23 protein-coding genes are annotated in these 24,289 nt (G+C 67.9%); 12 read left to right on the top strand and 11 right to left on the bottom strand.

What is annotated here, in order from left to right; all coding sequences use genetic code 11:
• Positions 1-12 precede the first annotated feature (12 nt).
• Positions 13-1,116, bottom strand: a complete 1,104-nt coding sequence (locus KOF26_RS02315) for an NHL repeat-containing protein (protein ID WP_216319286.1) — start codon at positions 1,114-1,116, stop codon at positions 13-15.
• Between the two features lie 207 nt (positions 1,117-1,323).
• Here KOF26_RS02315 and pqqA point away from each other — a divergent pair, with 207 nt between their 5' ends.
• From pqqA to pqqE, 5 genes are read left to right on the top strand one after another with little or no spacing between them, the layout of a single operon-like run.
• Complete coding sequence (pqqA, locus tag KOF26_RS17370) at positions 1,324-1,407, top strand: pyrroloquinoline quinone precursor peptide PqqA (RefSeq protein WP_216319944.1); 84 nt, start codon at positions 1,324-1,326, stop codon at positions 1,405-1,407.
• A 16-nt stretch (positions 1,408-1,423) separates the two neighbouring features.
• Complete coding sequence (gene pqqB, locus KOF26_RS02305; RefSeq protein ID WP_216319283.1) at positions 1,424-2,329, top strand: pyrroloquinoline quinone biosynthesis protein PqqB; 906 nt, start codon at positions 1,424-1,426, stop codon at positions 2,327-2,329.
• 2 nt (positions 2,330-2,331) lie between these two features.
• Positions 2,332-3,063: a pyrroloquinoline-quinone synthase PqqC gene (pqqC, locus tag KOF26_RS02300; RefSeq protein WP_253201056.1), complete on the top strand. Its 732-nt coding sequence runs from the start codon at positions 2,332-2,334 to the stop codon at positions 3,061-3,063.
• Positions 3,060-3,332, top strand: a complete 273-nt coding sequence (gene pqqD / locus KOF26_RS17265; RefSeq protein WP_363181628.1) for a pyrroloquinoline quinone biosynthesis peptide chaperone PqqD — start codon at positions 3,060-3,062, stop codon at positions 3,330-3,332. Before pqqC ends, pqqD begins: the two co-directional genes overlap by 4 nt.
• Positions 3,326-4,435 (top strand): pyrroloquinoline quinone biosynthesis protein PqqE, encoded by a 1,110-nt coding sequence (gene pqqE, locus KOF26_RS02290; protein WP_253200959.1) that lies wholly within the window; start codon positions 3,326-3,328, stop codon positions 4,433-4,435. Before pqqD ends, pqqE begins: the two co-directional genes overlap by 7 nt.
• A 3-nt stretch (positions 4,436-4,438) precedes the next feature.
• Here pqqE and KOF26_RS02285 read toward each other — a convergent pair whose 3' ends face one another.
• Together KOF26_RS02285 and KOF26_RS02280 are read right to left on the bottom strand one after the other, a co-directional pair.
• Entirely contained in the window at positions 4,439-5,863 is a 1,425-nt protein-coding gene (locus tag KOF26_RS02285) for an MFS transporter (RefSeq protein WP_216319275.1), read from the bottom strand.
• 217 nt (positions 5,864-6,080) lie between these two features.
• A complete protein-coding gene (locus tag KOF26_RS02280) occupies positions 6,081-6,866 on the bottom strand; it encodes a ThuA domain-containing protein (protein WP_216319273.1) in 786 nt (261 codons plus the stop codon).
• Between the two features lie 141 nt (positions 6,867-7,007).
• On the opposite strand from KOF26_RS02280, the gene KOF26_RS02275 reads away from it, so the two are divergent.
• Entirely contained in the window at positions 7,008-8,084 is a 1,077-nt protein-coding gene (locus KOF26_RS02275; RefSeq protein WP_216319271.1) for a YncE family protein, read from the top strand.
• A gap of 25 nt (positions 8,085-8,109) precedes the next feature.
• Here the strand turns inward: KOF26_RS02275 and KOF26_RS02270 are convergent, their stop codons facing one another.
• The 3 genes from KOF26_RS02270 to KOF26_RS02260 all read right to left on the bottom strand — a co-directional run bounded on the left by KOF26_RS02270 (position 8,110) and on the right by KOF26_RS02260 (position 11,063).
• Complete coding sequence (locus tag KOF26_RS02270; RefSeq protein WP_253200957.1) at positions 8,110-8,988, bottom strand: kinase; 879 nt, start codon at positions 8,986-8,988, stop codon at positions 8,110-8,112.
• Positions 8,988-10,019 (bottom strand): aldo/keto reductase, encoded by a 1,032-nt coding sequence (locus KOF26_RS02265; RefSeq protein WP_216319269.1) that lies wholly within the window; start codon positions 10,017-10,019, stop codon positions 8,988-8,990. Before KOF26_RS02265 ends, KOF26_RS02270 begins: the two co-directional genes overlap by 1 nt.
• 156 nt (positions 10,020-10,175) lie before the next feature.
• On the bottom strand, positions 10,176-11,063 hold the full coding sequence (locus tag KOF26_RS02260; RefSeq protein WP_216319267.1) for a LysR family transcriptional regulator: 888 nt from the start codon (positions 11,061-11,063) through the stop codon (positions 10,176-10,178).
• Positions 11,064-11,228: 165 nt separating this feature from the next.
• On the opposite strand from KOF26_RS02260, the gene KOF26_RS02255 reads away from it, so the two are divergent.
• Genes KOF26_RS02255 through KOF26_RS02245 form a run of 3 tightly spaced genes read left to right on the top strand, consistent with a single transcriptional unit; the run spans position 11,229 to position 16,963 of the window.
• The gene (locus tag KOF26_RS02255; RefSeq protein ID WP_216319265.1) at positions 11,229-14,423 is read left to right on the top strand and encodes an efflux RND transporter permease subunit; all 3,195 of its coding nucleotides are present in this window, start codon (positions 11,229-11,231) and stop codon (positions 14,421-14,423) included.
• Positions 14,416-15,567, top strand: coding sequence for an efflux RND transporter periplasmic adaptor subunit (locus KOF26_RS02250; RefSeq protein ID WP_216319263.1), 1,152 nt, complete (start codon positions 14,416-14,418; stop codon positions 15,565-15,567). Before KOF26_RS02255 ends, KOF26_RS02250 begins: the two co-directional genes overlap by 8 nt.
• On the top strand, positions 15,521-16,963 hold the full coding sequence (locus KOF26_RS02245) for an efflux transporter outer membrane subunit (protein ID WP_216319260.1): 1,443 nt from the start codon (positions 15,521-15,523) through the stop codon (positions 16,961-16,963). The genes KOF26_RS02250 and KOF26_RS02245 overlap by 47 nt, the downstream gene beginning before the upstream one ends.
• Here the strand turns inward: KOF26_RS02245 and KOF26_RS02240 are convergent.
• Both KOF26_RS02240 and KOF26_RS02235 read right to left on the bottom strand, forming a co-directional pair.
• Positions 16,867-17,406: a hypothetical protein gene (locus tag KOF26_RS02240; protein ID WP_216319256.1), complete on the bottom strand. Its 540-nt coding sequence runs from the start codon at positions 17,404-17,406 to the stop codon at positions 16,867-16,869. The two genes, KOF26_RS02245 and KOF26_RS02240, sit on opposite strands and share 97 nt — an antisense overlap.
• A gap of 56 nt (positions 17,407-17,462) precedes the next feature.
• Complete coding sequence (locus KOF26_RS02235; protein WP_216319254.1) at positions 17,463-18,122, bottom strand: peptidylprolyl isomerase; 660 nt, start codon at positions 18,120-18,122, stop codon at positions 17,463-17,465.
• A 111-nt stretch (positions 18,123-18,233) separates the two neighbouring features.
• Here KOF26_RS02235 and cysQ point away from each other — a divergent pair, with 111 nt between their 5' ends.
• The 3 genes from cysQ to cysN are packed head-to-tail and all read left to right on the top strand — an operon-like array spanning position 18,234 to position 21,873.
• Complete coding sequence (gene cysQ, locus KOF26_RS02230; protein ID WP_216319251.1) at positions 18,234-19,067, top strand: 3'(2'),5'-bisphosphate nucleotidase CysQ; 834 nt, start codon at positions 18,234-18,236, stop codon at positions 19,065-19,067.
• A complete protein-coding gene (cysD, locus tag KOF26_RS02225; RefSeq protein WP_216319248.1) occupies positions 19,064-19,969 on the top strand; it encodes a sulfate adenylyltransferase subunit CysD in 906 nt (301 codons plus the stop codon). Before cysQ ends, cysD begins: the two co-directional genes overlap by 4 nt.
• Positions 19,969-21,873, top strand: a complete 1,905-nt coding sequence (gene cysN, locus KOF26_RS02220; protein ID WP_216319245.1) for a sulfate adenylyltransferase subunit CysN — start codon at positions 19,969-19,971, stop codon at positions 21,871-21,873. The genes cysD and cysN overlap by 1 nt, the downstream gene beginning before the upstream one ends.
• A gap of 59 nt (positions 21,874-21,932) precedes the next feature.
• On the opposite strand, the gene KOF26_RS02215 is transcribed toward cysN, so the two are convergent.
• The 3 genes from KOF26_RS02215 to KOF26_RS02205 form a co-directional block, all read right to left on the bottom strand.
• The gene (locus KOF26_RS02215) at positions 21,933-22,379 is read right to left on the bottom strand and encodes a hypothetical protein (RefSeq protein ID WP_216319242.1); all 447 of its coding nucleotides are present in this window, start codon (positions 22,377-22,379) and stop codon (positions 21,933-21,935) included.
• Positions 22,380-22,488: 109 nt separating this feature from the next.
• Entirely contained in the window at positions 22,489-23,139 is a 651-nt protein-coding gene (locus KOF26_RS02210; protein WP_216319239.1) for a hypothetical protein, read from the bottom strand.
• Positions 23,140-23,336: 197 nt separating this feature from the next.
• The gene (locus KOF26_RS02205; RefSeq protein ID WP_216319237.1) at positions 23,337-24,194 is read right to left on the bottom strand and encodes a LysR family transcriptional regulator; all 858 of its coding nucleotides are present in this window, start codon (positions 24,192-24,194) and stop codon (positions 23,337-23,339) included.
• Positions 24,195-24,289: the final 95 nt, after the last annotated feature.

Raw genomic sequence — 24,289 nt, 5'->3', positions numbered from 1 at the left:
TGTTGACGGCGATCAGCGCGCGCGCTGCGGCACCAGCCGCTGCACGCGGCGACCCTGCGCCTCGGCGACATAGAGCACGCCTTTGCTGTCCGTGGCCAGCAGGTGCGGCCCGGTGAACTGGCCGGGCGCGGCGCCCTTGCTGCCGAACTTCCCGACGAGCGCCATCGCGGCGCGATCATAGACGAGCAGCTCGTTATTCCCCCAGTCGGCGACATAGAGGTACGTCTGGGCCGGATCGGCGGAGAGCGCGATGCCGGAGGCAGTCTGTGGCGATGCCATGCCGGGATTGACGGCGAACTGGGCGAGATAGTGGCCGTCGCGGGTGAAGACCTGGATTCGCTGGTGGTTGCGATCGGAAACATAGAGCTTGCCGTCGCGCGCCAGTTCGACGCCGTGCACCGCCTCGAAGCTGCCCGGGGCGGGCTGGCCTGCCGGCGGGGCGGCATCGGCGGCGGCGGGCGGCGGTGTCACGCCATAGGCGCCCCACATGCGGCGATAGGCGCCGGTGCTGCCGTCGAGGACGATCACCCGATGGTTGCCATAGCCGTCGGCGATATAGACCTCGCCACCCCGATCGTCGGCGAAGATGTCGGCCGGCGCGTTGAAATTGTCGGTGTCGGTGTCGCCCTTGCTGGCGCCGGCCTTGCCGATCTGGCGGATGAACCGGCCGTCACCGGAAAATTCGAGGACCATGTCGTCGGCGGCCTCGGCCTTGGCGCGGTTGTTGCCGCTGATCCACACATGGCCGGCGGCGTCGACGGCGAGGCTGTGCTCGGTCAGCGGCCAGTCATAGCCGGCGCCCGCCCCGCCGAAGCCCTGCACGAACCGGCCATTGGCGTCGAATTCCATCACCGGGGGGGCGGCATGGCCCTTGTCGGCGTCGGCGAGCGTGCGTGGGCGCTGCAGCACCCAGAGATGATCCTTGCGGTCGACGGCAACGGCGCTGGTCTCGCCGAGGATCCAGCCATTGGGCAATTTCAGCCAGTTGGTGTCCGGGGTGAAGCGCGGCATCGGCGCCGCGGCGTATACCGGCGTGGCGAGCGCGCAGGCCGCGGTGGCAAGCGCGAACTCCACTGCGCGTCGACGCCACGGCGCCGCCTTCGAAAACGTCTTCATGCCATCCCCTCACGCTCTTTTGTTTCGCAACTGTATACGATGAGAACGGATAAAGCCGATAGCGGCAGGCGTCGATCCGCCAGCGCCGGCCGTGCCGTGGCCTCAACTCGGCGCACGCCCGCACGGATTTCCCTTGCAGAGGCGCGCTACATCCCCCTTATTTCCAGTGCGGAATGAACCACCGCACACCGAGGTGAGGAGTATAATATGTCTTGGAAGACCCCGAAGATCGTCGAAGTCGCGCTCGGCGCCGAGATCAATTGCTACGCCTGCGCCGAGCTGACCGCCTAAGCCATTCACAACACCGATGAAAATCGTGGTTCTGGGGGCGGCCGCCGGCGGCGGCTTCCCCCAGTGGAACTCGAACGGGCCGGGTTGCCGCCGCGCACGCGCAGGCGATCCGGCCGCCGAATCGCGCACCCAGGCCAGCATCGCCGTCAGCGCCGAGGGCGAGCGCTGGTTCCTCCTCAACGCTTCGCCTGACCTGCGCCAGCAGATCCAGCGCACGCCTGCCCTTCATCCGCGCGACGGACTGCGCTCAACGCCGATCGCCGGCGTGGTGCTGACCGGCGGGGATGTCGATGTCGTCGCCGGCCTGCTGACGATGCGCGAGCGCCAGCCCTTCTTGCTCCACGCGACGCAGCGCATCCTCGGCGTGCTCGACGACAACCCGATCTTCGAGGTGCTCGCCCGCGACGTGGTCGAGCGGCGCGCCCAAGCGCTCGACCGGCCCTTCGCCCTCGACGATGCGCTCACCGCGACCCTGTTCGCCGTGGCCGGCAAGGTGCCGCTCTATCTTGAGGAAGGTGACGGCATGCCCGTCATCCAGGTCGACGGCACGACGGTCGGGCTGGAGATCGCCGACGCCGCGGGCAAGCGCATGCTGTTCATTCCCGGCTGCGCGGCGTTCACGTCCGAGCTGCTGGCGCGGATCGAAGGCGCGGACCTGCTGTTCTTCGACGGCACCTTGTGGCGCGACGACGAGATGGTCCGGGCCGGCCTCAGCCACAAGACCGGGCGGCGCATGGGTCATCTCAGTCTCGGCGGGCCTGAGGGCACGATCGCGACGCTGGCCGGCACGCCGGTCGGTCGCAAGGTGATCATCCACATGAACAACAGCAACCCGGTGCTGCTCGCCGACTCGCCCGAGCGCGCGGAGGCCGAGGCCGCGGGCTGGATCGTCGGCCATGATGGACTGGAGCTGTCGTTGTGAGCATGGAGCTGCTGTCGCCGGAGGAGCTGGAGGAGGCGCTGCGCCGCATCGGCGCCGAGCGCTATCACAGCAATCACCCGTTCCATCGGTTGCTGCACGACGGCAAGCTGACGCGCGGGCAGGTGCAGGCTTGGGCGCTCAACCGCTATTATTACCAGGCGCAGATCCCGGTGAAGGACGCGAGCCTGCTCGCCCGCCTGCCGACCGCCGAGCTGCGCCGCGAATGGCGCCGCCGCATCGAGGATCATGATGGCGACGGCACCCGGCCCGGCGGCATTGAGCGCTGGCTGAAGCTGGTCGAAGGCGTCGGCCTTGACCCGGCGCGCGCCGTCTCCACCGCCGAGATCTTGCCGGAAACGCGCTTCGCTGTGGACGCCTATGTCCATTTCGTGCGCGACCGGTCGCTGCTGGAAGCGGTCGCCTCGTCGCTCACCGAGCTGTTCTCCCCGACGATCATCGCCGAGCGGGTGTCCGGCATGCTGCGCAATTACGAATGGATCCATGAGGATACGCTGGCTTACTTCACGCCGCGTCTCACCCAGGCGCCGCGCGACAGCGACTTCGCGCTCGCTTATGTGAAGGCGCATGCCGACGCGGTGGAGAAGCAGCAGGCGGTGCTCGCCGCGCTTCGCTTCAAATGCGACGTGCTGTGGAGCCAGCTCGACGGGCTTTATTATGCCTATGTCGCGCCCGGCTTCGTGCCGCCGGGCGCATTCGTGCCGGAGGCGGCGTGACCGAGGAGGCCGCCATCCCCAGCTTCCGCCGCGGCGTGAAGTTCCGCCGCGACGAAGTACGCGACGCCTGGGTGCTGCTCGCCCCCGAGCGGCTGTTCATGCCGGATGAGACGGCGGTGGAAATCCTCAAGCTGGTCGATGGAAAGCGGTCGATCGCGGCGATCATCGACGATCTCGTCGCCCGCTTCGATGCCCCGCGCGAGGTGATCGCGCCTGACGTCATCGCCACCTTCGACGATCTCAAGGCGCGCGGAGCGGTGCAATGCTGAACCCGGGGCCTGTGGCCGCCCCGCCGATGGGGCTGATCGCGGAATTGACGCATCGCTGCCCGCTGCAATGCTTCTACTGTTCCAACCCGCTGGAGCTGGAGCGGGCGAGCGCGGAGCTTTCCACCGACGAATGGCGCGCCGTGCTCGATCAGGCCGCCGCGCTCGGCGTGCTACAGGTGCATTTCTCGGGCGGCGAGCCGATGGCGCGGGCCGACCTCGTCGATCTCGTCGCCCATGCGAGCGCTCGGGGGCTCTACACCAACATCATCACCTCCGGCGTCCAGCTCACCGACGCGGCGCTGGCGCAACTGCTCGATGCCGGCATTGATCATATCCAGCTCAGCTTCCAGGATGCCGAGGTGGAAGGCGCCGATTTCATCGGTGGCTATCGCGGCGGTCATGACAAGAAGCTCGCCGCCGCGCGCCGTATTCGCGAGGCCGGGCTGCCGCTGACCGCCAATTTCGTCGTCCACAAGCAGAATGCCGAACGCGTCGAGGCGATGATCGCGCTGGGCGAGGCATTGCAGGCGGAGCGGATCGAGATCGCGCACGTCCAATATTATGGCTGGGGCCTCGTCAATCGCAACGCGCTGCTGCCGTCTCTGGCCCAGCTCGAACATTGCACGGCCGTCGTCGAGGCGGCGCGTGTCCGGCTGAAGGGCCGCATCATCATCGACTATGTCGTGCCCGATTATTACGCCAGGCGGCCCAAGGCCTGCATGGGCGGCTGGGGCAATCGCTTCATCAACGTGTCGCCCGCCGGCAAGGCCTTGCCCTGCCACGCCGCCGAGACGCTGCCGGGCTTCACCTTCCCCAATGTCCGCGACGAAACGCTGGGCGATATCTGGCAGCATTCGGACGCCTTCGTCCGTTATCGCGGCACGGACTGGATGCCCGATCCCTGCCGCAGCTGCGACCGGCGCGAGCTCGACTGGGGCGGCTGCCGCTGCCAGGCGCTGGCGATCGCCGGCGACGCAGCCGCGGTCGACCCGGCCTGCGCCATGTCTCCGGCCCATCATCTGCTCGCCGATGCGGTCGCGGAGGCGGCGGCGGCGGTGGATGTGCCGCTCGTTCCGCGGCGCATGGGCTCCGCCCGCCGATAGGGTTCAGACCCTGAGTGCGCGGCCGGCGTCGCGGTCCAGCCGGGCAGTGTCGCGCAGCGCCAGCAGGGCCACCAGCGCAAGGCCGAGCAGGGCGAGGCGGAAGTCGGCCGGCTGCGGCGCCCCGCCGGCATCGCCGCGCAATGCCGCGCCGAGGTTGAGCGCGGCCGCACCCGCGACCACGCCCAGGCCGAGGCTCAGCTTGGTGACCATGTTGGCGAGCGTGTTCGCGCCGGCCATCTTGTCCTGCGCCACGTCGGCGAACTGGATGGCGGTGATCGCGGTGAACTGCATCGAGCGGAACCCTCCGCAAGCGAACAGCAGCAGCGCCACCAGCGGTAGCGGCGTGGCCTTCGTCAGCAGCGCACAGGCGGCGATGGAGGCGGCGAGCAGCACGCCATTGACCAGCATCACCCGCCGGAAGCCGAAGCGGCGCAGCACCCGGTTGTTGATCGGCTTCATCGCCAGATCGCCGGCGAACATCCAGAGGAGCAGCGATCCCGCCCGCAGCGCATCCCAGCCGAAGCCGATCTGGAACATCAGCGGCAGCAGGAACGGCGTCGCCCCGATCGCGACGCGCGCCACCGACCCACCATGCATGCCCACCGCGAAGGTGGGAATGCGGAAGGGGGCGAGATCGAGGAGCGGCGTCGGATGCCGCCGGAAATGCCGCACGGCGAGCCAGCCCAGCGCGAAGCCCGCCGCGATCAGGGCGGCCGCCAGCAGGGGCGGATGCCGGCCATGGCCAAGCGCGTCGATGCCGTAGACGAGCAGCGCCAGCGCGAGCCCGCTCAGCACCACCCCCGTCCAGTCCAGCGGCCGTGCCTGCGCCGGGCGGTGATCCGGCACCAGCGCCAGGGTCGCCACGATCGCGGCGAGGCCGATCGGCAGGTTGAGCAGGAAGATCCACGGCCAGCTCCACCGGGTGACGATCCAGCCGCCGACCGGGGGGCCCAGCACCGGTGCCACCAGTCCCGGCCAGACGATCAGCGCCATCGCCTGCATCAGATGGCGCTTGTCGGTGGTGCGCAGCACGATCAGCCGCCCGACCGGCACCATTGCCGCGCCGGCCATGCCCTGCGCCACGCGGGCGACGATGAAGGCGGGGAGGGAGCCGCTTGCCGCGCAGGCCAGCGAAGCGAGGACGAACCCGGCCAGCGCCGTCACGAACACCGCGCGTCCGCCGAAGCGATCCGCGATCCAGCCGCTCACCGGCAGGAACACCGCCAGCGCCAGCAGATAGGCGGTGATGCCGAGGTTGAGCGCCACGGGGCTCGTGCCGAAATCCGCCGCCATCTGCGGCAGCGCCGTGGTGATCACGGTGCCGTCCAGCATCTCCATGAAGAAGGCGGTGGCGACGATCAGTGACACCGCCTGTGCCCGCCGCGGCAGGCCCGCCGCGGCGGCGGCCGGGTGGATCGGAGCGCTCATCTGGCCCAGCGATTAGCAGCCGGCGACATGACAAGGAAAGATGACCATCCGTCCCCCGCGCTTCTCTCGGCTGCGTACGGGCGGATGGCCTCTTTTGGCCTGCGGCTTTGCGGTGGCCTTATGACCTTCACCGCCAGCCCCCGCGCGAACAATCAGCGAGGGGGGCATGAGCCGCAAGTTGCGTTATCGACAGATGTGGTGTCTTTCGTGCACCGCCTCAATTGGCACCAGAGAGGAGCCAGCGCACGCCATTGTCGATCATCGAGACAAGCGCCGGGCTGGTATAGATGCGGTCGCCGTGGCCGTAGTTCAGGTAAAGCATGTGGTAACGCCGGTTACTCCATGCGACGGGTATGTCGCCGCCGTTGAGCATGTTCTTGGCGCCCATCGGAAAGTTGGACTTGTCGAGCGTCAGCAGCACCTTGATGTCCGGGTTGGCGCGCGGGCTGGGCGTCCAGCCGTACCATTCGGTGATCGGCGTGATGAAGCTTTGCGGCACCCCGCGCATCACCGGATGGGCGGCATCGTCGACATTGACGCGGCCCGGCAGCGACGGCCAGTTGCTGCCCGCCAGGGCGCCGCTCGACATCATCGCGCCGCCGAGGAATGCCTTGTGGTACCAGCTCCAGTCATTGGCGCCGAGCGCGGAGATATGGAAGCCGAGCCACGCGCCACCCCTGTCCATGTAGCGCTGGAACGCAGCCTGCTGTTCGGCGGTGCGCGGCAGGCCGTTCAGCCAGACGACCAGCTTCACGTTCTTCAGCCTGGCGTCGTTCAGCTCGTCCCAGTCGCTGGTGGCGACGAAACTGTAGCCCTGCGCCTCGGCGCGGGCGTCGAACTTGCGGATCGCCTCGCGGGCGAACATGTAATGGTCGATCTCGCCGCTCGGATAGAAGAAGGCCAGCACCCTGGGCCGCGCCGGCGCCTGGGCGGCGGCACCGCCGGACAGCGCCAGCATCGCGGCCGCAGGCAGCAGCGCGATGCGCGAAAAAGGGGCGGGCATCCGGAGACCTCCATCAGGGCTGGCTTTGTATTCAGTTTATGCGGTGTAACCCCGGAAAGTCACCTCGAAATCGCGCTGCTACGTGGGTGACGCGGCGGATAAACTGTATATTGTGGTTTGCCGAACGGGGGAGGAGCTACCATGTCGATTGTCCACCGCCGCCGCCGCGTGCTGGCCGCGACGCTGGCCGCGCTGCTCGGCTGCACCGGGCTGCGGGCCGAAGTCGGGGTGACTGATGCGCCCAAGGGCGTCGTCGTCAATCCCCGGAGCGGCAAGGCCTACGCCGTCTTCCCCGATCTCGGCGTGGTCCGGATCATCGATGCCGCAGGCAAGGCGAAAACGCTCGCCACCGGCGCCAATGTGAAGTCGCTGAGCTTCGATCCCCGCAACGGCCGCGTCTATGCGATGAACCGGGGGCCGGGCACCGTCTCGGTGATCGATCCGGACAGCGACGCCGTGGTCGAGACCTTGCCTGCCAGTCGCGGCAGCCTGACCGCGCTCAACCCGGCAACCAACAAGCTCTATGTCTCGGCCAGCACGGGCACCGATCCATCCGTGATCGATCTCGCGACGAAGCAGGTAACGGTCATCAAGGCGGGGACGGAGGGCAATTCGCTGTCGGTCAACGTCAGGCAGAACAAGGTCTATTTCGTCGGCTACGAGGATAATTTCCTGACCATCGTCGACGGCGCCACCAATCAGTCGACACGGCTCGAGGTCCCGGGCTGGCACCAGTGGGAATCCGCCTTCAACGAGAAGACGGACATGCTGTACCTGCCTTCGCCGAATGACAACATGGTAACCGCGATCGACACGCGGACCAACACCGTCTCGACGATCGGCGTCGGCGATGCGCCGATGGCGGCGGCGGTCGACGTCGTCACCAACCGCGTCTATGTCGTCAATTACGGCAGCAGCGACGTGACCGTGATCGACGGCAACACCAACCGCCCGATCGCCACCGTGCCGGTCGGCCTGTGGCCGCAGCAGCTCGCCGTCAATGCGCGCACCAACACCGTCTATGTCGTCAACACCCATGCCGACAGCGTGTCGGTGATCGACGGGCGCACCAACCGGGTGAAGGCGACGCTGCCCACCTCACGCGGACCCTGGGCGATCGCCGTCGATGCCGAGCGCGACAGGGCCTATGTCGCCAATCGCCTGACCGATCGCGTCACGGTGATCGACGGCAAGACGTTGACGGCCACCGAGCGGTAAGGCCGCTCCGCCCGCGCGACCGCGTTCAGCCGCGGAACGCCACCGTACCGACGCGATGATCGGCGTCGATCGGCACCACCGCGTCGGCGCGCGCGGGCAGGGCGGCGAGCATGTGGCGGGTCAGCCGCTCATAATGCATGACGAAGCGCGCGATCGCAGCGTCGCTCATGCCGGCGTCCGGGCCGCGCGCGGCGCGCAGCTTCGCCTCCTGGACCAGCCGCCATTCCAGCACCTGCTCGAACCCCGGCGGGCGCAGCATGGCGAGATAGTCGAGGCGGGCGAACAGCGCCGCATAGGGGCCGGCAAGCGCGGCGCTGACGCCCCGGCGCCAACGTCCATCGCCATCCTCCTCGCCTTCCAGCGCGTTGATCGGGCCGGTCAGCGCCGCCTCGTCCTCAGGGCCGGCGCCGATGCACCAGCCCTCGAACAGCAGCACGTCGAGCGGCGCTTCCACCGCCGGCCACTCAGCCTCCGGCGCGCGATCGTCGATCGCCTTGTCGAAGCGGGGCACGGAAACGGCGCCATGGCCCGACAGCAATGCCGTGATTACCGCCTCGCCGAGTGCGACGTCATGCGTCCCGGGCACGCCACGCGTGGCGAGCAGCGGGTGAACGCCGCGCGCCAGCTCGTGCCGCTCGGCCCGGGTCAGGTAGAGATCGTCGAGGCCGAGTGTGGCGACGCGCAGCCCATGCTGTCCATGCAGCAGCGCCTCCAGGAACAGGCAGGCGGTCGACTTGCCGCTGCCTTGCGGCCCGTTGATGCCGACCAGGATGCCGCGCCCCGCCGCTGCCTGCCGCCGGGCAATGGCCTCGGCGAGCGGCGCCCAGGCATTGTCGATGGCGCGGGCATAGGCGGGCGGCAATCCTTCCTTGACCAGCAGCGTGTCGAGCTCGGGTGCGCGCATCACCAGGCGGTCGGCTTGGGATTGCGCTCGTCAAAGCCCATCTGGTGCCAATAGGGATAAGCGGGATCGCGGCGGCTGGCGGCGTCGAGCCTGGCCACCTGGTCGGGCGTCAGCGTCCATCCGATCGCCCCGAGATTCTGGGTGAGCTGCTCCTCGTTGCGGGCGCCGACCACCACGTTGACGACGGTCGGGCGGGTAAGCAGCCAGTTGAGCGCGACCTGCGGGATCGTCTTGCCGGTCTCCTGGGCGATTTCGTCCAGCGCATCGACGACGGTGTAGAGATGCTCCTCGTCCACCGCCGGGCCGCCGACCTCGCCCCCGGAGGCGATGCGGCCGCTGGTGTTGGGCTGGCCGCGCCGGATCTTGCCGGTCAGCCGCCCCCAGCCGAGCGGGCTCCACACCATCAGCCCCACGCCCTGATCGAGGCCGAGAGGCATCAGCTCCCATTCGTAGTCGCGGCCGACCAGTGAATAATAGCCCTGGTAGGCGACATAGCGGCCGAGGCCGTAGCGCTCGGACGTTGCCAACGATTTCATAAGCTGCCAGCCGGAGAAGTTGGAAGCGCCGATATAGCTGATCTTGCCGGCGCTGATCAGATCGTCCAGCGCGCGCAGCGTCTCCTCCACCGGGGTCAGGGCGTCGAAGCCGTGCATGAAATAAATGTCGATATGATCGGTGCCGAGCCGCTTCAGGCTGGCTTCGACCGAACGCACGATATGGTAGCGCGACGAGCCGACATCATTGGGATCGTCGCCAAAGCGGAACGTGGACTTGGTGGAAATGAGCGCGCGGTCCCGCTTGCCCTTCAAAGCCTGGCCGAGAATCTCCTCGGACGCGCCGCGCGAGTAGATATCGGCGGTGTCGAACAGGTTGACACCCGCATCCAGGCAGAGGTCGATCAGCCGGGTCGCCTCGGCGACATCGACCTGGCCCCACCTCTGGAAGAACTCGTTGCTGCCGCCGAACGTGCCCGTGCCGAAGCTGAGCACCGGCACGCGGAGGCCGGAGCGGCCGAACTGCCGATAGTCCATGAAGATCTCCTATGCTGGGGCGGCACATGGATCACCGCGTCGAGCGCGATGTTCGTGACATCGCAACGATCCGAGGGGTGAGCCATGTCGTAAGGATGGCATGCGGCCTGCCCGATGCAAGATGCGCCGGGCAAAAAAGCGGGCTTTGCGACCCGCCTAGCTCTGGCCGACGAGGCGGATGAAGTTGCTGCTCGTCGAGCCCGGGCTGGTGCGGTGCACCATCCACAGCCGGCTGATCGTGCCTCCTCCCTCCAGCGGGCGATAGACGACGTTCTCGAGCCCGAGCGCGCTGAGCGACCGCGAGATCACCGTGACGCCAAGCCCCGCGCCGACGAGGCCGAGCAGCATCGACAGGCCCCGCGTCTCCTGCACCACGCGCGGGCGGAACCCGGCCGCCTGGCAGAGCAGATCGATATGCTCGTTGAAGCCGGCGCCGAGATCTCGCTCGTAAAGGACGAAGGCGGAATGGGCGAGATCGGCGATCGAGATGGCGCCGTTGCGCTGGGCCAGCGGATCGTCGCGATGCATCGCCACGACCAGCCCCTCCTCCAGCACGGTGACCATCGTCAGATGGTCGGCGATCGGCGGGGGATCGAAGCCGCGCACGAAGCCGACGCACAGCTCGCCCGCCTCGAGCCCGGCGAGCTGCGCGTTGCGCGTCATCTCGGTAAGATCGAGTCGCACTTCCGGATAAGCGTTGCGGAATGCGAACACCGCGTTGACCACTTTGGGCACCAGCGGCACCGATGCGGTGAAGCTCAGCTTGAGCTGGCCGCGCTCGCCATGGGCGGCGCGGCGTACCACTGCGGCGGCGCGATCGGCCTGGTTGAGCAGCCGTTCGGCCTCGGCGAGGAACAGCTGGCCAGCCTCGGTCAGCCGCACGCGGCGACTGGTTCGCTCGAACAGGCGCGCGCCAAGCTCTTCTTCCAGCGCACGAATTTGCTGGCTGAGCGGCGGCTGGGACATGCCGAGCAGATCCGCAGCGCGACCGAAATGCAGCGTTTCCGCCAAAGTCACGAAATAGCGGATGTGGCGCAGTTCCATCGATCCATTCGCCGATGCTATTAATCAAGCCGAATCATGTATTGGACGTGCGATTAGGTGAGTTGCATTGCAACATCAACACTCCATGATATGGGCGGCCCCGCATCGGGGCCGTCGCCATAGTGCAGCCCAACGCATCGGAGCGGTACGCGGGAGTTTATTCCGATGATTGCCCTTGTCCGTATAGCGCTCCAGCGACCCTTGACGTTCATCGTCATGGCGATCTTCATCGCCATCGCGGGCATCCTGTCGGCGGCGCGCATGCCGGTGGACATCTTTCCGGACATCCGGGTGCCGGTGGTCGCGGCGGTGTGGCAATATTCGGGCCTGGCGCCGGACGAGATGGCCGGCCGCATCATCACCCAATATGAGCGCACGCTGACCACCACGGTCAACGACATCGAGCATGTCGAGAGCCAGTCGATGCAGGGCATCGGCGTGGTGAAGATCTATTTCCAGCCGGGCGCCGACATCCGCACCGCCAACGCCCAGGTGACGGCGGTGTCGCAGAGCGTGCTGCGCCAGATGCCGCCGGGCGTGAACCCGCCGCTGATCCTCAACTACAGCGCCGCCACCGTGCCGATCATCCAGCTGGCCTTGTCCGGCAAGGGCTTGAGCGAGTCGGCCCTGTTCGATCTCGGCAACAACCAGATCCGCCCGGCGCTGGTCACGGTCCCGGGCGCGGCGATGCCGTTCCCCTATGGCGGGCGGCAGCGCCAGATCCAGATCGACATCGATCCCGAGGCGTTGCAGTCCAAGGGCCTGTCCGCCCAGGATGTCGGCGCCGCGCTCGCCGCGCAGAACCAGATCAATCCGGTCGGCTTCGTGAAGATTGGCAGCTACCAGTACAGCGTCAAGCTGAACAACGCGCCCGGCTCGATCGCCGAATTGAACAACCTGCCGGTGAAGGTGGTGAACGGCGCCACCATCTACATGCGCGACGTCGCCAATGTCCGCGACGGCAGCGCGCCGCAGACCAATGTCGTCCACGTCAACGGCCAGCGCGCCGCGCTGATGTCGATCCTCAAGAACGGCAGCGCCTCGACCCTCGCCATCGTCCAGGGCGTCAAGGACAAAGTGCCGGACATCGTCGAGGGCCTCGCCAACGGGCTGCAGGTGGCGTTCATCGGCGATCAGTCGCTGTTCGTGAAGGCGGCGGTAGAAGGCGTGGTGAAGGAAGGCGCGATCGCGGCCGCGCTCACCTCGCTGATGATCCTGCTGTTCCTCGGGTCGTGGCGCTCGACGGTGATCATCGCCATCTCGATCCCGCTCGCCATTCTCGCGGCGATCACCGCGCTGTCGGTATTCGGCCAGACGATGAACGTGATGACGCTGGGCGGCCTCGCGCTCGCCGTCGGCATCCTCGTCGATGATGCGACGGTGACGATCGAGAACATCAACTGGCACCTGGAGCATGGCAAGGGCGTGCTGGAGGCGATCATGGACGGTGCCGCGCAGATCGTGGTGCCGGCGTTCGTCTCGCTGCTGTGCATCTGCATCGTGTTCGTGCCGATGTTCTTCCTGCCGGGCGTGGCGGGTTTCCTGTTCGTGCCGATGGCGCTGTCGGTGGTGTTCGCGATGATCGCGTCGTTCATCCTGTCGCGCACGCTGGTGCCGACGATGGCGATGTATCTTCTGAAGCCGCACAAGCCCGGCGAGGACGCCCATGCCGCCGGCAGCACCACGTCGCGCAATCCTCTGGTCCGCTTCCAGCGCGGCTTCGAGGCACGGTTCGAGAAGGTGCGCGCCGGCTATGGCGATCTCCTCACCCGCGCGCTGAGGAGCCGCAAGCCGTTCATGGCCGGCTTCATGGCGGTGGTGCTGCTGTCGTTCCTGCTCGTGCCGTTCCTCGGCAGCAACTTCTTCCCCAACGTCGATGCCGGCCAGATCGCCATCCATGTGCGCGGGCCGATCGGCTCGCGCGTGGAGGAGACGGCGGCGCAGTTCGACCGCATCGACCGCCGCATCCGCCAGATCATCCCGGGCGCCGAACTGTCGACGATCGTCGACAATGTCGGCCTGCCGAACAGCGGCCTCAACACTGCCTACAACAACACCGGCACGATCGGCCCGCAGGACGGCGACATCCTCATCACGCTCAACAAGGAGCACGCGCCGACCGCCGACTATGTCGCGACGCTCCGCCGCGAGCTGCCGAAGAGCTTTCCAGGCTCGACCTTCGCCTTCCTGCCGGCGGACATCGTCAGCCAGATCCTCAACTTCGGCGCGCCGGCCCCGATCGACGTGCAGATCGCCGGCCGCAAGGGCTCGGCCAACCTCGCTTATGCCCAGAAGCTGCTGCGCCGCATCCGCGCCGTGCCGGGGCTTGCCGATGCGCGCATCCAGCAATCGGCGCGCTATCCGCAGCTCAACATCGATGTCGACCGCAGCCGCATCGGCCAATATGGCCTGACCCAGCGCGACGTGACGAACAGCCTCGCCAGCTCGCTTGCGGGCACCTCGCAGACCGCGCCGGTCTTCTATCTGAACCCGGAGAACAACGTCTCCTACGCGCTCGTCGCGCAGACGCCGGAATACCGCATCGGCTCGATCAGCGAGCTGCAGAACGTGCCGGTATCGGGTGCGAACGCGAAGGTGTCGCAGGTGCTCGGGGGCCTCGCCACGGTGCGCCGCACGAACACCAACCCGGTGGTGAGCCATTACGACATCCAGCCGCTGGTCGATATCTACGCCACGCCCCAGGGCCGCGACCTCGGCGCCGTCGCCAATGACGTGCGCCGGATCATCAAGTCGATGGAGAAGGACAAGCCGCAGGGCGTCACGGTGACGCTGCGCGGCCAGTACCAGACGATGACCACCGCTTTCTCCGGCCTGGGCTTCGGCATCGCGGCGGCGATCGTGCTGATCTACCTGCTGATCGTCGTCAACTTCCAGAGCTGGCTCGATCCGTTCGTGATCATCACTGCGCTGCCGGGCGCGCTCGCCGGCATCGTGTGGATGCTGTTCATCACCGGTACCACCCTGTCGGTGCCGGCCTTGACCGGCGCGATCATGTGCATGGGTGTGGCCACCGCCAATTCGATCCTCGTCGTCAGCTTCGCGCGCGAAAGGCTCGCCGAACTCGGCGACTCCTTCCAGGCGGCGCTCGAGGCCGGGACAGTGCGCTTTCGCCCGGTGCTGATGACGGCGCTGGCGATGATGATCGGCATGCTGCCCATGGCCCTCGGCCTCGGCGAGGGGGGCGAGCAGAATGCGCCGCTCGGCCGCGCCGTGATCGGCGGCCTGCTGGTGGCGACCGTCGCGACCTTGTTCTTCGTGCCCGCCGTGTTCAGCTTCGTCCACCGCCATGGCCGCGTAGCGAAAACCCCTGCTCAGGAGCTTGCCCCCACCCATGTCTGACGAGCGGCAATCCCGGAACCTGAAATTCGCCGGCATCGGCGCGGCGGTCTTGGCGATCGCGGTGGTCGCCGCCGGTATCACGGCGCGCAACAGCAATGATCACGCGCTGATCGCCACCGCCGCGGATGCGGCAGTGCCGACCGTCGACATCATCACGCCGAGCCGCAGCAAGACCGGCGAGGGGCTGACGCTGCCGGGCAACGTCCAGGCGTTCAACACCGCCCCGATCTACGCGCGCTCCAACGGCTATGTGCGCCGCTGGCTGGCCGATATCGGCGACAATGTGAAGGCCGGCCAGACGCTTGCCATTCTCGACGCGCCGGAGATCGAGCAGCAGCTCCAGCAGGCCCATGCCGATTACCAGACCGCGCTCGCCGAGCAGCGGCTCGCGCAGACGACGGCGGAACGCTGGAAGACGCTGCGCGCCAAGGATGCAGTGTCGCAGCAGGAAGCCGACGAGAAGGCCGGCGACTATGCCGCCAAGACCGCCGTCGCCAACGCCCAGGCCGCCAATGTGCGCCGGCTGACGGCGCTGACCGGCTTCACCCGGCTGGAGGCCCCGTTCGCCGGCGTCGTCACCAGCCGCTCGGCGCAGATCGGCGCGCTGGTCACCGCGGGCAGCGCCGCCGCCCAGCCCTTGTTCACCGTCTCGGACGTGCATCGCATGCGCACCTATGTCCGCGTGCCGCAGGGCTTCTCGGCGGAGGTGCATACCGGCTTGCAGGCGACGTTGACGCTCCCCGAATATCCGGGTCGCAAATTCGCCGCCGAGGTGACGCGCACCGCCCGCGCCGTCGACCAGCAGTCCGGCACGGTGCTCGTCGAGCTGCAATCCGACAACCGCGACGGCGCCTTGAAGCCGGGCGCCTATGCCCAGGTCCAGTTCCCCTTCTCGAGCGCCGCGGGCACGATGAAGCTGCCGTCGACGGCGCTGATCTTCAAGGACGAGGGGCCGCAGGTGGCGGTGGTCGACGCCAATGGCCGCGTCCAGCTCCGTACCGTGACGGTCGGTCGCGACGAGGGCGCGGAGATCGAGGTGACCTCGGGGCTTGCCGGCAATGAGCGGGTCATCAACTCTCCGCCGGACGCGCTCGACAATGGCGACCAGGTGCGCGTGGGGGGCGGCAGTGCGGCGGCCAAGTAAGGCGATTGCCGGCCTCGTTGCGGGCCTGCTTGCCGGATGCTCGATGGCGCCGACCTATGTGCCGCCGGCAACCGTCGCCGCCACCGCGCCGGCCGCCTTCAAGGAGGCAAGCGGCTGGTCCGCCGCCGCCCCGCAGGATGCCGCGCCACGCGGCGACTGGTGGACGATCTTCAACGACCCGGTGCTCAACGATCTCGAATCCCGGGTCGAGGCGGGCAGCCCGACGCTGGCCGCCGCGCTCGCCCGTTTCGAACAGGCGCGCGCCAATGCGCGGCTGACCGCCGCCGATCTCTATCCGAGCCTGTCGGTGGGCAGCGGCGTGTCGCGGGAGCGCCAGTCGGCGCGGCGGCCCAATGCCAGCGCGGCCAGCACCTTCACCGACGTCACCGTCGGCGGGTCGCTCAGCTACGAGGTCGACCTGTGGGGCCGCATCCGGGATTCGGTGCGCGCCGACCGCGCCGATGCGGAGGCGAGCGCCGCCGACCTCGCCTCGGCACGGCTCAGCCTGCACACCGCGCTGGCCGATGCCTATTACCGGCTGCGCGGCCTCGACGCCCAGGCGACCCTGCTCAACCAGACGGTCGAGGCGTTCGGCCGCGCGCAGGAGCTGACCCGGGCGCGGCACGAGGGCGGGGTTGCGTCCGGACTCGATGTCAGCCGCGCCGACACGGTGCTGGCCGATGCCCGCTCCCAGCTCTCCGCCGTCGCTGCCAGCCGTGCCGCGGTCGAGCATGAGATCGCCGCCTTGATCGGCGCCAACCCGTCGGTGTTCGCGCTGGCGCCGGTCGACCAGCGGCTCGATCCGCCGCCGGTGCCTGCCGGTGCGCCGTCCGAGCTGTTGCAGCGCCGGCCGGACGTCGCCGCCGCCGAGCGCCGGGTGTTCGCCGCCAATGCCCGCATCGGCGCGGCGCGCGCTGCCTTCTTCCCCAATGTGACGCTGGGCGGATCGGGCGGGTTCGAGGCGGTATCCGGCGCCCTGTTTTCGACGCCGGCGACCTATTGGGCGCTCGGCCCGCTGCAGGCGGCGCTGGCGGTGTTCGACGGGGGCGCGCGGCGCGCGCGCCTCGGTATCAGCCGCGGCGAATATGACGAGGCGGCCGCACAATATCGCCAGGCCGTGCTCACCGCCTTTCGCGACGTGGAGGACGGCCTCGCGGCCAGCCGCTACCTCGCCGCCCAGTCCAGCGACCAGCGCGACGCGGTGCTCGCCGCGGAGCGCACTCGCGACCTTGCCATCACCCGCTACCGCGACGGCGCATCCGATTATCTCGACGTGGTGACGGCGCAGACCGCTGCCCTTCAGTCCGCGCAGGACCTGCTCACCGTGCAGACCAGCCGGATGCGCGCGGCGGTGGCGCTGATCCGGGCGCTGGGCGGGGGGTATGGCGCGAATTGAGCCTCGGCGGCGGCGGCATTGGCGGGCTGGCCGGGCGGGCCGCTAATGCCTGCCGGCCAGAACGCCGCGGCGAGCATCACCAGCGCCCAGAACAGCAGTGTATAGGTGTAGGTCGGCAGGGACCTCACGCCCGCGCGGTCGAGGTCGGCGGTCGGGATGACCTCGCGCCTGCCGATGATGAAGAGCCCGAACATTATCGCCACCGTGCAGAACGACCCGAGCAGGACGACGCCGGTGTGATTGGCCAGCCCCGGAAAGGGGAAGCCGCGCATCCGCCCGAAAGCAATGAGGGGCAGCGCGTAGCCGGTGACGTGGAGCGGCAGGGTTATCGCGAAGGCCAGTCGGCTTTTGCGGACATGAACGACCGTCGTGTAGCGTTTGAGCCTGATGAGCGGCGTCACGCCGAAGGTGACGGCGACTTCATCCCTTTCATCCCTTGCCATTTCATCACCATGCCTCCCCCCCGGCGACCGCTTTTTCGCCTCGATAAGGGCGCGCCTTATTGCGTGCGCCGCGCGGTGATGATCTTCACCACCGGGCTCAGCATCTGGCCCTTCATCACGCCTTCGCCCTCGGTCGGCGAGGTCGGCGCGAGCAGGATCTTGCGGATGACGTCCATGCCCTCGGCGACATGGCCGAATGCGGCAAAGCCGAGATTGTCTCCGGGCAGCCTGGGATCGGCGTCCATGGAGGGCGTGTCGCCGACGACAATGAAGAAATCGCCATTGGCCGAGCCCGGCGCGTTGCGTGCCATCGAGATGGTGCCGTCGACATGGGAGAGGCCGGTCTGGGTGGTCGGCTCGTGCGGGATGGACGGCAGCACGCGCTTGGGGTCGAAGCGCACGCCGCCCTGCACCAGCCCGCTTTCCTTCATCCCCTCCGGCAGCGGGTCGGGCGTGGTGCGCACGGCGCGGTAGAAGCTGGTCCCATCGAGGCGCTTCTGGTCGACATAGCGCAGGAAGTTGGCGGTCGTCTTCGGCGCCCGCTCGCTCTCCAGCTCGAGCAGGATCGGGCCCTCGCTGGTCTGCAGCGTCACCTTCACAGTCGCCGGCCTGGGAGCGGCGGCGGGCGCCGGCGCCGGGGCGGGCGCCGGCTCCTGCGCGATGGCGGTTGTGGCGAGGCAGAGCGAGGCAGCAATGGCGAGGATGCGTCGAATCATGATGGCCGTCCGATTGAATTCTCCAGCCAAGCTATCGTGAAGCCTCGGCTTCGCCACCCCCAAGTTTTTCATGTCCCTGCCGCCCCTCCAGATGTGTAGATGCGGCCCAATATGACCGGAACCGTGATGACCTCCACCGCCCTGATCGATGCGCTGATCGCCGCCGCCGCCGAGGCCGGCGCGGTGGTGATGCGGCATCGCGACGCCGGCATCACCGCCGAGCACAAGGCCGATCTGTCCCCGGTCACCGCCGCCGATCGTGAGGCCGAGGCGGTGATCCTGCGCCATCTCGCCACGGCCGCGCCGGGCGTGCCGGTGGTCGCGGAAGAGGCGGCGGCGGCCGGTTTCGTACCCGAGCCCTGCGCCAGTTTCTTCCTCGTCGACCCGCTGGACGGGACGAAGGAATATGTACGCGGCGGCGACGACTTCACCGTCAACATCGCGCTGATCGAGAAGGGCGCGCCGGTCATCGGCGTGGTCTATGCGCCGGCGCGCGGCCGCATCTACTGGGCGGACGTGGCGAGCCGGCTGGCGCGCTCGGCGGCGCTGCCGGCGGCGGGCGTGCTCGGCCCGGCGGCGCCGCTCGGCTGCGGCAAGCCCGCCGGAAGCCCGCGTGCCGTCGCCTCGAAGTCGCATTGCACGCCCGAGACCGACGCTTATCTGGATCATTGCGGCGCGGGCGAGCGGCTGTCGGTCGGCTCGTCGCTCAAGTTCCTGCTGGTGGCGGCAGGCGAGGCGGATCTCTATCCCCGCGCCGGGCCGACCATGGAATGGGATACGGCAGCGGGCGACGCGATCCTGCGCGCCGCCGGCGGCATGACCTTCGACCTGGACGGCGCCGCGCTCGTCTATGGCAAGCCCGGCTATCGCAATCCCGGCTTCGTCGCCACCGGCGGCGCGCCGGCGCCGGCCCTGCGCCAATTCTATACGGACCCCGCAGCATGACCGCAGCATTGACCCATCTCCAGCGGCTCGAGGCCGAGAGCATCCACATCATGCGCGAGGTCGTCGCCGAGGCGGAGCGGCCGGTGATGCTCTATTCGGTGGGCAAGGATTCGGCGGTGATGCTGCATCTGGCGCGCAAGGCTTTCTTCCCGTCGCCGCCGCCCTTTCCGCTGCTGCATGTCGATACGACGTGGAAGTTCCGCGACATGTACGCGCTCCGCGATCGCATGGCCGCCGAGAGCGGCATGGAATTGCTCGTCCATCACAATCCCGAGGCGCAGGCGCGCGGCATCAATCCGTTCGATCACGGCTCGGCGCTGCACACCGACATGTGGAAGACCGAGGGGCTGAAACAGGCACTCGACAAATATGGCTTCGATGCGGCCTTTGGCGGCGCACGCCGCGACGAGGAGAAGAGCCGCGCCAAGGAGCGTGTCTTCTCCTTCCGCTCGGCCAATCACCGCTGGGACCCGAAGAACCAGCGGCCGGAATTGTGGCACCTCTATAATGCCCGCAAGGCCAAGGGCGAAAGCATTCGCGTCTTCCCGATCAGCAACTGGACCGAACTCGACATCTGGCAATATATCCAGCTGGAGAACGTGCCGATCGTGCCGCTCTACTTCGCAGCGAAGCGCCCCACCGTGGAGCGCGACGGACTGATCCTGATGGTCGATGACGATCGCTTTCCGCTGAAGCCGGGGGAGGTGCCGGTGGAACGCTCGATCCGCTTCCGCACCCTCGGCTGCTATCCGCTCACCGGCGCGGTGGAGAGCGAGGCGGCCACCTTGTCCGAGGTTATCCAGGAGATGCTGCTCGCCACCACCTCCGAGCGGCAGGGGAGAGCGATCGATCACGATCAGTCCGCCTCGATGGAAAAGAAGAAGCAGGAGGGCTATTTCTGATGTCGGAGCCGTCCTCCTACCGTCCCGAGGCGCTGATCGCCGAGGATATCGACGCCTATCTCGCGCGGCACCAGCACAAGAGCCTGCTGCGTTTCATCACCTGCGGCTCGGTGGACGACGGCAAGTCGACGCTGATCGGGCGGCTGCTCTACGACAGCAAGATGATCTTCGAGGATCAGCTTGCCGCGCTGGAATCGGATTCGAAGCGCGTCGGCACGCAGGGCCAGGAGATCGACTTCGCGCTGCTCGTCGACGGCCTCGCCGCCGAGCGCGAGCAGGGCATCACCATTGACGTCGCCTATCGCTTCTTCGCTACGGAGAAGCGCAAGTTCATCGTCGCCGACACCCCCGGGCATGAGCAATATACCCGCAACATGGTGACGGGCGCGTCCACCGCCGACCTTGCCGTGATCCTTATCGATGCGCGCAAAGGCGTGCTGACCCAGACCCGGCGACACAGTTATCTCGTCCACCTGCTCGGCATCCGCAACATCGTGCTGGCGGTGAACAAGATGGACCTGGTCGGGTACAGCCAGGACATCTTCGATACGATCGTCGGGGAATATCGCGATTTCGCACGGACGATCGGGATCGACGACTTCATCGCCATGCCGATCTCCGGCTTCAAGGGCGACAACATCACGGGTCCCTCGTCCAACACCCCCTGGTATGGCGGACCCAGCCTCATCGCCCATCTGGAAGATGTGCCACTCGACGAGACTGCGGATCAGGCGCGGCCATTCCGCATGGCCGTGCAATGGGTGAACCGCCCGAACCTCGATTTCCGTGGCTTTTCCGGCCTGATCGCGAGCGGAACGGTGGCGCGCGGCGACCCCGTCCGGGTGCTGCCCTCGGGGCGGACCTCGACCGTGGCGCGTATCGTCACGCTCGACGGCGACCTCGATCGCGCGGTGGCCGGTCAGTCCGTCACCCTCACGCTCAGCGACGAGATCGACTGTTCGCGCGGCGACGTCATCGCCGCAGCGGATTCCCCGCCGCAGGTCGCAGACCAGTTCGAGGCGACGATCATCTGGATGGCCGACGAGGCGATGTTGCCCGGCCGCGCCTATTGGCTGAAGATCGGCGCCCAGACGGTGTCGGCGCAGGTGCAGGCGCCCAAATATCAGGTCAATGTCAACACGCTGGAACATCTCGCGGCGAAGACGCTGGAGCTGAACGCGATCGGCGTCGCCAATCTCTCGGTGGATCGCGGCATCGTGTTCGAGGCCTATGCCGACAATCGCGACCTTGGCGGCTTCATCCTCATCGACCGGCTGACCAACGCCACGGTGGCGGCGGGCATGCTGCACTTCTCGCTTCGCCGTGCGCAGAACGTGCACTGGCAGGCGATGGACGTGACGCGCGAGGCGCATGCCGCGCTCAAGAACCAGAAGCCGGCGGTATTGTGGTTCACCGGCCTGTCCGGCGCCGGCAAGTCCACCATCGCCAATCTTGTCGAGAAGAAGCTGGCGCGGATGAACCGCCACACCTTCCTGCTCGACGGCGACAATGTCCGCCACGGCCTCAACAAGGACCTCGGCTTCACCGATGCCGACCGGGTGGAGAATATCCGCCGGGTCGGCGAGGTGGCGAAACTGATGACCGACGCCGGGCTGATCGTGATCACCGCGTTCATCTCGCCGTTCCGCGCCGAGCGGCAGATGGTGCGCCAGATGATGGCGCCGGGCGAGTTCATCGAGGTCCATATCGACACGCCGCTGGCGGAGGCGGAGAGGCGCGACGTCAAGGGCCTCTATGCCAAGGCGCGGGCGGGCCAGCTCAAGAACTTCACCGGCATCGACAGTCCCTATGAGCCGCCCGAGGAGGCGGAGATACACATCGACACCACCGGGCTGACGCCGGAACAGGCGGCGGACGTGATCGTGGAGCGGCTGCTGGGTTGAACCCGGCGCCGGCCCACAGGATGACGATGTCGGTGTCGCGAACGGTTGCCGCGGACAGATTATAACGCCGGCATTGCCGTCTTTTCGCAGCTCATCTGCCAGCGAATGTGGACGTAGCGCCCATCGTCATAGTCGACATTGACTTCGTGGAGGGCGACGTTGTTCTGGCTGTTATACTCGAAGGCGACGCCGGCTTTGAGCCCGTCCTTGTCGGCGACGCCGTCCAGCTGAACATAGCCGCCGGTGACGTCGATGTTGCAGGACGGCCTGGTCAGGTCACACAGGTCGATCAGCGCCTTGCGCTCGGGAACCAGGCGGGAGACGTGCCTGGCGGTGGTATCAATGACGTAGGTCTGCCAGTCCAGCGCATGCTTGCCGGCGACCACCACGCCGCTGGTCGTATCGTCCGAGAAATCGGTGCCCTTGCAACGCACCGCGAATGTCTGCGCCCCGGCGGCCGTCCCGCAGGCGGCGAGCGCGATCAGCACTATCATTGTTCTTATCATTCAGTCCTCCCCAGAGCGCCGACTATGCCGCGGCGCGCCTGAGCGGACAAGCAATGGCCGGCGATTCCATCGGGAACCGCCGGCCATCCCCCGGTCGCGACGAGGCGCCTCAGCGCATCGTCGTGACCGTGGTCGTGGTCTTTTCCGTCACCGCGGCGCGGGGGCGCGTGGCGGTCTGCGTGCGGCGGACGACCTTCGGCTTGCTCACCGTGGTCGAGGTGCGCGCGACGGGCGTGGTCTTCACCGTCTCGGTGGTCACGGTCGTGACGGGGGGCGGCGCCGGCGGCTGCGGCGCGGTGGCGACGACCACCGGCGGCGTATTGCGCGCGGCCTGCGCGTCGGCTGCGGCGGCTGCGGCGGCCTGCTCGGCCGCCTCGGCGCGGGCGTTGGCGGCATCGGCCTGCTGCTGCGCGCTGGCAACGCTCGCCGCCTGCATCTCGGACTGGCGGCTGGCCTGCTGCTGCGCCTGGCCGAGCGCCGTGTCGGCCATCTGCTGCGATTCGATCGCCGCCTGGATGGCGCGCTGCTCATGGCCGCTCTTCAGCTCCTCCTGCGCGAGGCGGAGCGAAGCCTGGGCGCGAGCGATCACGCCCGGCGAGACGTCGGTGGCCTTCACGCGCTGGGCAGCATCGATCTTGCCCTGCGCCTCGGCGATGGCGGCGCGGGCGCGCTCCTCATCACCGGCAAGAGCCGGGCTCGCCGCCATCACCAGGGCGGAGGCCGCAAGCAGGCCCTGCATCATATAGCCAAGCTTACGCATAACTAATCTCCCTTAAACACCGGCGGAGAAAACGATGATCGTAAATGCAGGTTCCTAGTTATTTGCGCGGGTGATGGTTAACGTGAAACTGAACCGCGGATTAATACGCCGATATATGAGGATGTTGTGAGAAAGGCTGATCTGGTTACGGATGGGAAACAAGCCCCGTGTTCTATGGCTTTCGACAAAATCGGCGATCAAGCCGAATTTGACGTGCGAAGAGCCTCGATCACCCCGCCACCGGCATGGCGCAGCGGTTCTGCATGGGCCGCCCACACCAGCCCGATCGTCCGGCGCGCGGCGAAGCCCGCGAGCTGAGGCCTCGCCACGCCCGCCAGCGCATGCGCTTCCGGCATCACCGTCACTCCGAGCCCGGCGCGGACCAGCTCCAGCGCGCGATCGTCATTGGTGGTCTTGAAGGCGAGGAACGGGCGCACGCCGCGCTCGATGAAATGGCGGCTGGTCTCGGCCAACGCCTCGCAATGACGGCGCACGATCATCGCCTCGCCGGCCAGCGCCTCGGCCGCGATGCTGTCCTCCCCGGCAAGGCGATGGCCGGCGGGAAGCGCGAGGCGGTAGCCCTCGCTCCACAGCGGCTCCTGCGCGAAACGGTCGGCGTCGCCGCGCACCAGGGTCAGCGCGACGTCGATGCGCCCGCGGGCGAGGCGCTGGAGCAGGCTGCGTTCGGTGCCCTCGACCAGTTCCAGCCGGTCGTCGCCGGACGCCTCCGCCAGCGTGGCCAGTGCGACGCTGGGGATGGTGGCGAGCACGCCGAGGCGCAGCACGCGCGCCGGCTCGACCCCGAGCATCGCCGCCTCGGCGAGGTTGAACTCGCTTTCGATGCGGCGGGCATGGGCGGCGAAGCGGGTGCCGGCTTCGGTCAGGTGGACGCGCTGGCTGGTACGCTCGAACAGCTTGGCGCCGAGCAGCCGCTCCAGCTTGGCGATGCCGACCGACAGCGTCGGCTGGGCGACGTTCACCTGCGCCGCCGCGCGCGAGAAGCTGCCGCAGTCGAGCACGGCCAGGAAATAGCGCAGCAGATAGCGGTCGATCATAGATGGGAACTATACCCTGCTTCGCAGACTTTCAATTTTCCGGATGCCGTGCGATCGACTAGTCTCCGGCCGGACAAGGCAAGGAGAGGACGCCG

The sequence above is a fragment of the Sphingomonas quercus genome (assembly GCF_018863195.1).
Classification (GTDB): Bacteria; Pseudomonadota; Alphaproteobacteria; order Sphingomonadales; family Sphingomonadaceae; genus Solisphingomonas; species Solisphingomonas quercus.
This window is presented reverse-complemented; position numbering and strand designations above follow the sequence as displayed.